Annotated in this window: 11 protein-coding genes; all 11 read left to right on the top strand. The window is 55.5% G+C overall.

Translation table 11 applies throughout. From position 1 onward, the window contains the following. Nucleotides 1–20 precede the first annotated feature (20 nt). The 11 genes from KI792_10285 (at nucleotide 21) to cpaB (ending at nucleotide 12,748) form a co-directional block, all read left to right on the top strand. On the top strand, nucleotides 21–3,593 hold the full coding sequence (locus KI792_10285; protein ID MBV6633401.1) for a hypothetical protein: 3,573 nt from the start codon (nucleotides 21–23) through the stop codon (nucleotides 3,591–3,593). A 204-nt stretch (nucleotides 3,594–3,797) separates the two neighbouring features. Beyond that, the gene (locus KI792_10280; protein ID MBV6633400.1) at nucleotides 3,798–4,943 is read left to right on the top strand and encodes a radical SAM protein; all 1,146 of its coding nucleotides are present in this window, start codon (nucleotides 3,798–3,800) and stop codon (nucleotides 4,941–4,943) included. After that, on the top strand, nucleotides 4,940–6,151 hold the full coding sequence (locus tag KI792_10275; GenBank protein ID MBV6633399.1) for an SPASM domain-containing protein: 1,212 nt from the start codon (nucleotides 4,940–4,942) through the stop codon (nucleotides 6,149–6,151). Before KI792_10280 ends, KI792_10275 begins: the two co-directional genes overlap by 4 nt. After that, complete coding sequence (locus KI792_10270; protein ID MBV6633398.1) at nucleotides 6,148–7,263, top strand: 4Fe-4S cluster-binding domain-containing protein; 1,116 nt, start codon at nucleotides 6,148–6,150, stop codon at nucleotides 7,261–7,263. The genes KI792_10275 and KI792_10270 overlap by 4 nt, the downstream gene beginning before the upstream one ends. A 162-nt stretch (nucleotides 7,264–7,425) precedes the next feature. Continuing rightward, nucleotides 7,426–7,953 (top strand): hypothetical protein, encoded by a 528-nt coding sequence (locus KI792_10265; protein MBV6633397.1) that lies wholly within the window; start codon nucleotides 7,426–7,428, stop codon nucleotides 7,951–7,953. Nucleotides 7,954–7,990: 37 nt separating this feature from the next. Beyond that, nucleotides 7,991–8,704, top strand: coding sequence for a hypothetical protein (locus tag KI792_10260; protein MBV6633396.1), 714 nt, complete (start codon nucleotides 7,991–7,993; stop codon nucleotides 8,702–8,704). A gap of 101 nt (nucleotides 8,705–8,805) precedes the next feature. Continuing rightward, a complete protein-coding gene (locus tag KI792_10255; GenBank protein MBV6633395.1) occupies nucleotides 8,806–9,972 on the top strand; it encodes a radical SAM protein in 1,167 nt (388 codons plus the stop codon). Nucleotides 9,973–9,997: 25 nt separating this feature from the next. Continuing rightward, nucleotides 9,998–10,711 (top strand): hypothetical protein, encoded by a 714-nt coding sequence (locus KI792_10250; protein ID MBV6633394.1) that lies wholly within the window; start codon nucleotides 9,998–10,000, stop codon nucleotides 10,709–10,711. A gap of 294 nt (nucleotides 10,712–11,005) precedes the next feature. After that, the gene (locus tag KI792_10245) at nucleotides 11,006–11,212 is read left to right on the top strand and encodes a Flp family type IVb pilin (GenBank protein MBV6633393.1); all 207 of its coding nucleotides are present in this window, start codon (nucleotides 11,006–11,008) and stop codon (nucleotides 11,210–11,212) included. A gap of 122 nt (nucleotides 11,213–11,334) precedes the next feature. After that, complete coding sequence (locus KI792_10240; protein ID MBV6633392.1) at nucleotides 11,335–11,841, top strand: prepilin peptidase; 507 nt, start codon at nucleotides 11,335–11,337, stop codon at nucleotides 11,839–11,841. Between the two features lie 25 nt (nucleotides 11,842–11,866). Next, the gene (cpaB, locus tag KI792_10235) at nucleotides 11,867–12,748 is read left to right on the top strand and encodes a Flp pilus assembly protein CpaB (protein MBV6633391.1); all 882 of its coding nucleotides are present in this window, start codon (nucleotides 11,867–11,869) and stop codon (nucleotides 12,746–12,748) included. The last annotated feature ends 38 nt before the right edge of the window (nucleotides 12,749–12,786 follow it).

Raw genomic sequence — 12,786 nt, 5'->3', positions numbered from 1 at the left:
CTCGTTTGAGGGATTTGGAAATGAGTAAAAAAATTAACTCTCAAAAGCCTCTTGGGCAGCGCGGTATCAGCTTGACTGAAGCGATACTGGGCGTTGCAACCCTTGGTATTGGGCTTGGCGCGATTGCTAATCTGCAGGTTGATAACCTCCGGCGCGTTAAGGCTGAACAAACGGCACAGCAATTGGCCGCTGTTCGTGATGCCGCCGCCGCGTACGTTATCGATAATTATGGCGACATCATCGATGGCGGTAATGCCGATATCGGTGACCCGGTTGCCGGCGGTGCGGCCCAGCAGTTGGATGATGATGCTCTTGATGGTTATCTGGATCCCCGTTTCTTTGATGGCGCGGATATCCGCAAGAACGCCTTTGGCCACGACCTCAATATATATGTTTTGAACATTGGCGGTGAGCGTCTGCGGGTGCAGGTGGTGTCCGAGGATGACGGCACCGGCAGTTATGAACATATTGAGCCGACAACTGCGGCCCAGATCGCGGCTGCCGTTGGCGCCGACGCCGGTTGGCGTGCTGCTGACCCGACCGAACTTGGTTTCGGCTCTGATGTCTCTGGGGTGTATGCCGATAACACCACCTATGGTGCGTTCGGTGGTTGGGAGTTGGATAACGCAGATCTCGGTGTTCCACCAGAACGTGGTGGCCTAGCCGCCATGGCGTTCTTTGGTGAAGGTGGCGTCGTTGCCGACTTCCTATACCGGAACAGCATTCCAGGGCAGCCAGAAGCCCAGCAGATGAATGCCAACATCAATATGGGTGAGTTTGGCCTGGCCAACGTGGCCCAAATTGGTGCGCCGCTGAATGGTGCTGCGCTCGCCCAGGATGGCAACCCGGAAGTTGGGCAAAACGGCCTCCAGACAAATACAGTGCCACTGCCGGCACCTGCCGTGTTTGCCCCGGCTGCAGCGCCGCGTGTTGATTTGAACGCTGATGGTGAACTGGATAGTAACTTCGATCCAGCTGTTGGGGCCGGAACGAATGAGAACGTCATTCGATTTGGTAACGACAACCAGACTGGTGCCAACGCTGCTTACGCCCGCGGCAATGTGAATATCGTTGGTGGTGATGCAATCTTTGGCTTCGTCGATGCTGAAGAGCGTGTCCGCGCCCAGCAGCGGGTTGAGGCTGCAAATCGTGCCCTACCGAATGGTCAGCGTGCGATTCTGGATTCCGGCCTCGATGTGGATGGTGTTGAAGTCGCACTGGTGGCACCAGCCGCTGGTGTTCGATCTACCGACCCAGGCTTTAAGCTTTATGATGCGGCCAACATAGAGCGTGGGAACTTCACCTTTGACGATACGGGCAGCCAAGCTGGCCAAATCAGCGCGGGTACCGATACCGGCGCCCTGGCAACCCGCCGGATTGAGCTGAATTACGGGCTTGATGAGCTGAACGCTCGTGAGCCAACTGCCGGTAACATTACCCTTCGCGATGGTGTTGCTGCGGCCCCACGTGCCCAGACGTCTTACACCTCTGAAGGTGGTAACGCCCGGGGCGTGACGTTCTTCAACGACGGCCTGCAAGAGCGGATGCGTCTGGATTACGGCTTTGACCGTGCCGGTAACGTTCTCCCTGATGCTGGTAACTTCACCATGACCGATGCCAGTGGTGTCCGGGATCGTGTGCAGTTCGATTATGGCCAGAACCGTGCCGGTAACGGCGTCATTCCAGAGGCCGGCACCTTCGTTATGCGCGACAATGCGAATAACGAGCGTCTGCGGTCAGAGTTTGGCCTCGATGCTGCTGGTACAGCCGCTAGCAACGCTCGTGGTTTGGTTCGTGTTGGTGACGAAACCGGCGTTGAGCGCTTTGTTCAGCAATATGACAGCCCAACCGCTGGTCGATTTGGAGTTCGCGATCAAGTCAACCAGGCTGCGGATGCAGAGCGTTTTGTCTCTCGGTATGATGGGAATGTTGGTCAGAACATCATGCGTGATGATGGGGCGACCCAACGGGTGATGAACCAGTATGACGCTGCAACCGGTAGTGTCGAGTTGGCCGATGTCGGTGGCAACCAGCGCGTGCTTGCCGACTACACTGGGGGTACAGGTCAGATTGCTATTGGTAATGACACAACCGGTGTCGATCCTAGGTTCGTGTCCAACTACACTGCCCTCACGGGTCGCTTGTCGATGAATGATGGCGGTTCCCGCCGGCTTCTTGCTGATTACGATGCAACAACGGGTCAGATTGCCATTGGGAACGATACAGCCGCGAACTCACGCTTTGCCGCTAACTATGGGGCGGGCTCGGGGCGCTTGGAGTTGAATGACGGTGCTAATGACCGGTTCCGTACCGACTACTTTGGTGCCGATGGTAATCTGGTGTTCTCGGACGGTACCAATAATCGTCTCGCTGCCATTTATAATGCCACTGATACCAATGTGGTTATGTCTGACTCAGCTGGCCGGAACCGCAATCAGTTTGTGAGTTCTGGTAACAGCGCGTTTGTTCGGGTTCGTGATACTGCCGGAACGGTTCGTTATGAATTCGAGACCGACGCCGCTGCAGGTGTAGAGCGGTTGAACGATGCTGCCGGTAACCTTCGGCGCCAATTTGACACCGCAAGCGGGGTCCAGGACTGGCGTGCTGCTGATGGTGTCGAGCGTGCAATCGTGAACAGCAACAATGGTCAGTTCCGCCTGTCCGCTGCTGATGCGAATACGCCAACCGCAGGTGGCTATTTCCTCGTTGATCCAAATGATGGCGGTGTTGAGATCGGTAGCGGTAACAACCAAACCTCCTTCATTGATTTTAAGGGGACCGGTTCACTCGGCGCGGACTATGACGGTCGGATTGCTTACTCCGATGGCAACAACACCTTCGGTATTCGCAATAATGGTCAAGCGACCGACACGATGCAGATCGTCTCAAATGCGACCCGGAATGTCGTTCGGATCCTTGATCAGGCAGGTACCAACCGTGTGGTCTTGCGCGGTGAGAGCGATGCCGCCCAGCCATCGCTCATTGTGAACAATGCTGCCGGTGGAAACCGGATGCGGTTCTTTACTGAATCAGCTGCGGCCGATGGTGCCTTGAAGCTTGGTGCTGGTGCGCTGGTCGGTGCATCACCACTTGGTGCTGATCAGTCTTACCTGGACGTTGATGATATCTATCTTCGCGGCCGTGATGTTTGGTTGAGCGACACCAACGTCTCAGAGCAGTTGATTGTTTCTGGCGTTGAGGTCCTAAGTGATGGTCAAACCGTTAGTGCAACGCTTCGAAATCGCTGCCTGACCCCAACGGGTGGTGGCGCAGGCACCATCTTCTACGCTGCAACCCCAGCATGGTGGGTGACGCCGGTCATGATTGCGCAGACCCGTATCACGCAGCTTCAGGATGGTGATGGTGCCGGTACGGCCCAGGATGACGTCATTCGCGTTACCGATATCGACGACATCAATCCAGCTGATGGTACTGAGCTTGCCGGTGGTGACTATGACAACAACACCCAGGGTCGTGTGTATATGACCGGCGGTGGCACCCTTGTCATGGAAGCGCGTCAGAAGAATGATCTGGCACCATGGCGTCAGATGACAAACGGCGTTGCGGTTGTGACGGTTTACTGCCAGCTGTAATGCGATTGCCCGTGGGTTAGGGCGAGCAAACATTTATGTGACGGGCGACCAGGCCGAAAATGCTGGTCGCCCGTTTTCATTTCTTTTATCCTGTTGAAATTGGGGAAATTTTTAAGCAACCGCTAGTGTTTTGGTGGTTGCCGAGGTCAGTCGGACCAACGCTCAAATGGAGGGCGTCATATTGGGGAAGGGATGGGGTTAGGCATGATCTCTACCGTAATCGCCAAACCAACGAAGGTTTGTAATGCGGCCTGTACCTATTGCAGTGCGCCCCCTGACGGGGTGCCGAAATGGTCGATTGACGATTTTAAGCGGTATTTCGATAAGATTGGCCCGCATCTAACCGACCAGGCTTACATTATCTGGCATGGCGGTGAGCCCATGCTGCTTGGCCCTGACTTCTATGAGCAGGCTTGGGAGTATGCCAAGGCGCAGAACCCCAACATCAACTTCTCAATCCAGACGAACCTGCTGAGCTATAACCACAACCGTTGGTATGACGTCTTTAAAGACATCTTCAACGGTTCGGTCTCAACATCCTTCGATCCGGATGAAACCAACCGCATCTATAAGGGCTCGGCAGCCCTCTACACCCGCCTGTTTTATAAGCGGCTAGAGGAGGTGCTCGACGATGGCTTCTATCCGAAGATCATTGGCACCTACACCACCGAAACCGCGCCCATGGCGCATGAGATGTATGACCGTAGCCTAGCCTATGGCGATAAGGCGCCGCATCTCCGCTTCAACTACCGGTATCCGGCGGGGCGGGATGAGGGTAATGGGGAAATGATTAGCCCCCATGATTACGGCACGATGCTGCTTGAGCTTTATGAGCGCTGGATCGTAGACCTGCCGGTTTTCGTCATTACCCCGCTCGATGAGATGCTGAAGAAGGTGATTGCCCTTGAGGTTAATCGCTGCCCCTGGACCAGATCCTGCGGCGGTCATTTCCTGGGCCTGGAGCCGAATGGCGATACCTATAACTGCTCAGAGTTTGCGGATTTGGGCGATCCAGAGTTCATGTTTGGCAATCTCAATGAGATGACCATTCCGGAGCTGATGAAATCACGGGCGGCCGCCATGATCCGCCGTCGTCGCGTCGACCTTCCGCTCGATTGTCAAAGCTGCCGCCACTTCGGTGAGTGTGAGGGCGGCTGCATGCGCGATGCTGTGCTGTACAATCATGGGCTGGGCGGCAAGTTCCACTACTGCCATGCTTGGATGATGGTCTTTGACCGCATCAAAGAGACCGTGCGCAATGGTGAGGCGGATGGCGCCATCCGCAAATACGGCCTGGACCCCGAGGAGGTGCGCCGCAAGCGCAACCTGAACCGCGAGATCGCCGCATGATTGTCGCTTATGTGAAGCCGACAAATTACTGCAATGTGGGATGCACCCATTGCTACCTGCCGGAGATCGTGCGCGCCAATAAATTCCGGATGAGCCATGACGTGCTGGCCAAGGCAGGCACCCTGATCGCCGATATGCAGAAGGCCCAGCGCAAGGATGCGTCGCTCGTCCTCTGGCATGGTGGTGAGCCGCTAACGGTTCCAGTTGAATGGTACTGGGAAGCGGGTGAGGTGTTGGACAAGGTCCTGCCCGATAACTTCCAGGCGATCCAAACATCCCTTATCCCATGGCGTGATGAGTATCGCGATTGGGTGATTGAGCGTTGTGGCCGTGAGATTGGCTCCTCAATTGATTTCAGCCAACGGCAGATCAAGGGCTCGGTGGAGAACTACCACAAGCTTTGGATGCAAAAGGTTGAGCGCGTGCGCGGTGATGGGATCAATGTGGTGCCTGGCGTTGTGCCGACACGGCAGGAGCTGGGCCGCGAGCAAGAGCTAGTAGATTGGTTTGTTGAGCGCGAGTTCGAGGTGGTCAATTTGGACCGCTACAACTCCTATCAGACGTATTTTGATGATCGTCCCAATAACCTTGAGCACTCCTACTTCCTCATGGGCCTCTTTGATGCCGTGATGGAGCGGATGGAGCGGGATGGTAAGGCGCCAATCATCGGCGCTGTGAAAGCCGGCATTATGGGCGTGCTGTTCCAGGCGCCTGGTGATCGTTGGGGCACCACCTGCCAGTCTGACTTCGTGGTTGTTGAGCCAGATGGCTCCCTCAATAATTGCCCGGATAAATCAACGGTGGAAGAGAATTACGGCAATGTGGAAGGTGGCTTCCAAGGCTTTGCCAAGAATTCGTTCCGGCGCAAATGGCTTCGCATGCAGAGCTATGGCCATAAGCGGGACCATTGCCATGGTTGTGAGAACAGCAATTGGTGCCACTCTGGCTGCCCCATCACACCGAATGGTGTTCCAGATGGTGAGGTGGAGTGCTCCGGCTACAAAACATTCCTGACCCATATCCGGCAGTTCATTACGGATCGCGGGCAGGCACCGTTGCTTGCCTATTTGGATCTGGATTTAGCGCTTCGCGAGAAATTCAGTGCCGCGAGCAATATCTATGCTGCCGCTCAGGCTGGGCTTGATACCGACGGTGCAGCGGCCGCGGATAAGGCAGGCGATAAGACCAAGGAAGGGGCAGCGGCATGAGTGGACGTTTGCCTTTCGCCCCAGCCTTTGACCACCTGGTTTACGTTCGGGTTTTTGAGGGCTGCAATCTTCATTGCGAGCACTGCTTTATTCCTTCCAACCCCAAGAAGATGGGTAAGGATGATCTGGCCGCGATCCCAGAGCAGCTGACCAAGTTCGCACCGAAGGGCTCGAATATCCTGCTGCAATGGCATGGTGGTGAGCCGACAATCTTCGGTGCTGAATGGCTTGCGGAAGCGATTGATACGGTTGAGGCCGCTGGTGGCGACTATCAATGGCAGCACGGTATCCAGACCAACCTGATGACCTATGGCGATCCTTGGATCCCGGTTTACAAGAAGTACTTTGGCGGCGAGGTTGGGGTGTCTTGGGACCCCAAAATTCGGCTGTTACGCGCCAATGATCGGCAATCCAACGAGGTTTATGAATCTCGGTTCTGGAATAATTTTGAGCGGCTGCTAGCTGATGGCCTCGACCCCTATATGGTCGTGACTTTTACCCGTACCTTTGTTGAGCATTTCCGCGACCCTTATCGGTTCTTCCAGATGATGGAAGAGCGAGGTGTACGCCGTGTACATCTCGAGCGTGTCACCAAAACCGGCTACGCGCGAGAGAACTGGGACCGCGTTGGCCTGAATAATGCTGAATACAGCGCCGCGATGAACCGCTTTATGCGGGCCTATTGGCGCTATTGTGAGACGCGCGAACAAGTGGAGGCGAGCGATCGTCTACATGTCTCGCCGCTAGATGGTCTGATTCAGAGCATTAATCGTCTTCAGGCCGGTGAAGCCGGGGGCTATGGCTGTTGGTCTGGTAGTTGCGACACTAAGTTCCACACGATCGATGCTAATGGCTACAAGGCCGGTTGTACTGCCGTTACGTCTGAGATCGATAATAAGCGCGCGACCGAAATACTTGCCTTTGGTGACTATGAGCAAGCGCGGGCAGAGCGCCAATGGGACTGCCAAACCTGCCAGTTCCGTAAGGTTTGCTCCTCTGGCTGTTTGGCGAGCCTTTACGATGATGGGTCCGGTGAGTGCTCAGGTGGGCAGCGTTTGTTCCAGCAGACCTGGGATTTGGTCGCAGCGCCATCACACGAAGATGTAGCCTAAAACCGCCGCAAAATGCCTCAAAGCGCGTATTTGTGATCAGGTAATTTCGTGCGAGATATTTATAAATCGTGTATTGTTGGTGGTAGTTAGTTTTAATCCATCCGGATTTTGGTCGTTTTTTGCTGTTCGGATGATGTAAGGCAGTTCTAGAGGGGGGGCACAATGCCAGACGATATCCAGATGCCAAACCCATCCAATGGTTCGGGTGATAGCAGCACAGCCAAGAAGTCAGCCATTAAGGTTGGCCCGGTCGCCGTTTCGACCTCTTTGGCCCTAATCGCCACCAGCGCTATTGCGCATGCGGCCAGCTATGAGGCTGTTGAAGTCAGCACGGACACGGGCGTGTCCGATGAGCTTGACCGTGCCATTGCTAGCGCTGTCAGCAAGCGCAGCGTTCGTGAAGCGGTCAGCGAAAGCTTGGACATCTTCACCAGCAACCTAACCTTCGACGGCAAGTCCATCGCCGACGAGTATTTCGACGGCAAGTCGATTGGTGAGTGGCAGGTCGCGCAGAATGAGAGTGGTGTCGGCGGCCAGGTGACTGGCGGTGGTGATGCGGTCCTCGGCGGCGGCGGCGGTGCGACGGGTGGTCTATTGAGCCAGTCGGGCACGATCAACAGCTTTAGCTGCTACAGCAACTGCCACAGTGCGTGCCACGGTGCTTGCCACGGCTCTCGCGGTTGGCGCTAACGCGTAACCATCATTCTATTTGTTTGGTGATTGCTGAATGACTGCTCTCAGTGAGATTGTCGATAACGCGGAGTTGTCGGCCCAGCCTTTCCACTACGGTGTTGAGGTTGACGTTGATAGTTTCTCGCCACCGGCTGACCTCAAGCATATCTCCCTGATCTTCAAAGGTGAGGATGGGGATATCGACGAAACCTTGATGGATGTCATCATCTCTTATGGTCTCGCAGGCGTTGAGGTTGTGCTGGAAATCCCAGCAGAGCAGTCAGATATCGATCCGAAATACATGGTCTCCGTCGCCGCTAATGCCGGCTTTTCCCTCTCTCTACTGCCGCCGGTAGAACGCAGCGACGAGGCAGACCAGGCCTATTTCGAACGATTGAAAGCATTCGCTGAGGTTTATTTTGGTCAAAGCAACTTTGGCCAGTTCCTCGCGCCGGTTACGAACTTCATCGAGTATCTCTTCGTCGAAACCTTGCTCGGCGACGATCATGAGTTTGAGGTGAGTGACCCGTATATCCTGCAACGGCTGTCGGCGCTGTCAGATGCCGACTTTACGATCGCGTTTAAGGATCGTTTGCGTGCGGACATCTATGCCATCTTCGGTGGTGAGGCAGAGTTCAAGGCGTTTGCGCGCCGTATGACCGCTCAAATCCACGAATTCACCAAAACCTGTGCGAAAGATCTGGTCGATCAGTACTCGGGTAATGGTGGACCCGCTGACGGTGGCGAAACCGATCAGCAACCTGCTTAACGGGTGACCGGTCTGACATGACAGTGTCGTTTGGTGGACCAACCCCACAGCTAAGCAATAGCCCTTTCCTTGCTGAAACTGGCTTAAACACGCCCCAGCCCATGCCTGGCGTCGCGCCATCCCCCTTAAGCGGGACCGGCGATCAACGCCAATTGGTGAGTATTGAGCAGGGTTACTTCATCTTCACGCTGATGCCGAGCTTGTTTTGTAAGCTCCGCTGTCCGCATTGCTACCTCAGCCTTGAGCAACGCAAGGATAAGACCGTGATGACGGTCGAGAACCTGCGGATGACCTGTGAGAAGGTCGATAAATACTACCGTGACCAGCAGATCGCCCAGAAAACCGTGGTGGGCTATTGGTATGGCGGTGAGCCGACCTCTATGGGCCAGGATTATTTCACCAGTGCGGCTGACGCGATCAATGGCGTCTTCTCAGAAGCTGAAGGATATCGGACCAAGCATACCGTTCTGACTGCCCTGGTTGGGGTGAAGGATGATTGGTTTGCCCTCTTTGACCGTTATGGTGAGGGCGAGGTTCAAAGCTCTTACGACGGCCTTATGCGCGGTAAGGGCTATATGCGCAAATGGGATGAACGATCCCGCGCGGTTGTGAATTCCGGTCTACGCCTCTCAACGATCAGCGTTGTTAACCGTGAGCTAATTGATCAGGGGCCGGAAGAAACCCTGGATTACCTCACCGATATCGGTGTGGCGGAAACCAGTTGGCTTCCCTTCATGTGGAATGATCAGAACTCCACGGGCGCTTACGGTGATTTTGCTCCGCGCATGAATGAATACAGCGACTTCATGATCGGGCTGTCCGAGTACTGGCTGAAGCTGCGCAAGGATGGCGTGCCGGCGCCAGAGATCGGGCAGATGCGCTTCATCGCCCACCAGGCCGAGACACCGCATTTGGCCAATATCGCTGGCCAGACGCTGTTCCTGCTGCCCAATGGCGACTTTGTCCTGCCGGACTACCGCGATGGCTGGAAAGAGTTCATGCGCGAGTTTGGCAATATTTTTGAGCAGGACTTTGAAGAGATCCTGACCTCACCAGCGCGCCGTCGTTACCTGCGCCGGCAAGTGCTGCGTAACCAGAACCCTGAATGCATGGAGTGCGACCACAGCGACAAATGCATCATGGAGTTTTGGAAGGATAATCGCGCCGATGATGATTGTTTCGGCGCCAGCCGTTACGTTAACTGGGTGCTAGAGAATCAGCCCCGCATTCGCGCCATTACCGGTGATGCGGCGCCCGTTCTCTATTAACGGTAGTTAGGCGTGGTGCCCGGTTATGGCGAAACCTCAAGGCAAGAATATCGAGCTTTATAAGGTGGTTGAGGAAGCCACCCGTCTGGTTGGCGAGATTCAGCGTGAGGCTGATAGGAACCAAGACCAGTTAAGCTATGTCGGTCGCCGTGCCGATCGCCGCCTGTCCAATCCCCATCGTTTGGCAAAGATTTGGTCTGAGGGTCAGCTCCAGGAAGCAGAAGACCGCTTTGACCGCGTGCGGGATGGGGAGGCAAAGCCAGAGGATTTGGAAACCGGCCAGCCGAAGAAACGCCGGAAGAAGAAGGGCGCTGCCTCTGCCGAGGATGAGGCGCTTTGGAACAGCCGAGAGCAGCTATTCGGTATTTGGAACAGCCTTCGAAAAGACAATGGCTTCAAGAATGCCGCCAAACAGGTCAAGAAGGCGATCGGTGAAGCTGGTAAGGAAGTTAAAAAGCGCGAGAAGCAAGGTAAACACCTTGAGCAGGCGCTTAACAAAACCATCGCCGCTGTCCGCGATATGAAGCAGGCGATGTCAGCTGGTATCCGGCAGGTCCCATATGAGGCCGCACTTGATGCCGGTCCCTCGGTCGCGATTGATAAGCGGGTTGCCGCGTTCCAACGGGTTAGTGCGGCCGCCATGTCGCGTGCCCAGCCACAAGTGGCACCAGCCCCACAAGCCGGGATGAACCCGAGCGCTGGTGGCCTTGGTGATGCCAGCGGTAACACCGAACGCTGAGCCAGCGGCGTCACCGCACTCCATCCAATTTCAATAAACTTGTTTGTTCCACCGGCTAAGCCCTTGGTTTCGCCGCCACTTTTCTGTGCGCGCTAGATAAATAATGACGGTTATAGATCGATTTATTTCAAATTATTCACAAAATAAAAAATATAAAAAAACCGGTAAATACTCAAAAAATAAAAATATTTGGCGATCCCATTAAACAATGGTTACCTGTGTTCATGAGGTCGGCAGCAAATGCATAAGAGCCTCGAAGCAGAGCCCCCTGCATGACATGTGTGGAGAAAGTAAATGACGTCATTAAGACAGTTTTTGGCACAAGAAGATGGTGCCACAGCAATTGAATACGGACTAATTGTGGCGCTGGTGTCATTGGCCGTTCTCGGCGGCTTGCAGCTACTTGGCCCGGCCCTCGAAGAGACATTCACCGGTATCGCTGAAGAAGTCCAAGGCGCCCAAGCTGGCGGCGGTGGCGGCGGCGGTGGTGATGGCACCTAAGCCCATCACCCAAACGGTTTAACGACCACACTATTGGCCCGGGTCGCCTGCTTCAGGGGCCCGGGCTTCTAGTTTCCAGATTTGCGAATAGCCACCGAACAACCTTTGCGAGTTCTTGATTGATGCCGGAATTGTTTCCGATTGCCATTAGCCTGCTGATCAGCGCTGCCGTAGTAGCGGCTGCCTGGTACGACATTAGCGGCTTCCGAATTCCCAACCGCTTGGTGATGCTAACCGCTGGCCTGTTTCCGCTGGCTGTTATCACCGGGGTTATTCCAATGGGAGCGGTGATCGGCCATCTCGGCGTTGCGGCGGCAGCCTTCTTAGTGTGCTTTTTCATGTTCACACGCACCTGGCTGGGTGCTGGTGACGGCAAGCTGATCAGTGCCTTGATGCTGCTATTTGGTCCAACCTTGGCGCTGCCATTTGTTATCGCGATGGCAATTGCCGGCGGCGTTCTCTCAGTTGTTGTTCTGCTATCCGCTACCCGCCCGCTGCCGGTTTGGCTGGAAGGTGTGGGTATTGATGGCGGCTTCCGCTTTGGCATGCGGCGCGTTCCCTATGGTGTGGCGATCGCCGCTGGCGCGCTGGCCATGACCATCCCAAACATTTTGACCCTATTGAGCTGACGGAGGAGCAACGATGCGTCGTGGCATGGCACTACTGATCGGAATTGGCACCGGTGTTGGCATGATTGTTCTGGCCCTCGGCAATAGCGGCGAGGAAGCCCCCGCTGAACTGCCCAAGGTCCCGGTGATGATCGCCGATGAGAATCTGGGTACAGGCGCCGGCCTCGGCACGGGAGATTTCACCTGGGAGGATTGGCCGGCTGAGCTGGTGCCACGCCATGCAATCCGGAAGGGTGATGAGATTGTCGATAATCTTGAGAATATGCGCCTCCGCCGTTCCGTATTGGAGGGGGAGCCAATCTTCCCCAGCATGCTGGTCTCCAAGGATAAGGATGCTGGTTTCCTGGCCGCTACGTTGGAGCCCAATCAGCGTGCCATCAGCATCCCTGTCTCCGTTACAACCTCAGCCGGTGGTTTTGTCCGCCCGGGTGACTTCGTTGATGTCCTGATGACCTACAGTGTGCGCATTGAAGGTGACCGTGAAGATCGTCAAGCCGCACAGACCGTTGTTGCCCGCCATGCCTCTGAAACTGTCCTGGAGCGCATTCGCATCCTCGCCGTTGATCAGGTGGTGACGGATAGCCGGGATGCAGCGCCAGCGCGCTCTGTCACCGTTGCAGTCACCCAGGAGCAGGCGGAGAAGCTAACCCTGGCACAGCAGATGGGCGATCTAAGCCTGTCCTTGCGGGCGTTGAGCGCGGATCAGGTCCTCGATGCCGGTCGGCCAGATAGTCAAAAGTTCACGTCTGACATCGGTATTGCCAAAGCGTTGCAAGCTGCAACCCAGGCTGCGCGGTTGAACGCTTTAGCCGAGGCAGGCGGTGAGGATTACGTGTCTGCGGGCACGGGGCCATCGGTGCGGGTCTATCACGGATCCTCAGTTCAGCGGGTCCGGCTGACCAATTGAGCGGTACTGATCGGTAGTAAGTTTTAGGGGAAGAAGGG

The organism is Alphaproteobacteria bacterium SS10 (assembly GCA_019192455.1).
In the GTDB taxonomy this organism is placed as follows: domain Bacteria; phylum Pseudomonadota; class Alphaproteobacteria; order TMED2; family TMED2; genus TMED2.
This window is presented reverse-complemented; position numbering and strand designations above follow the sequence as displayed.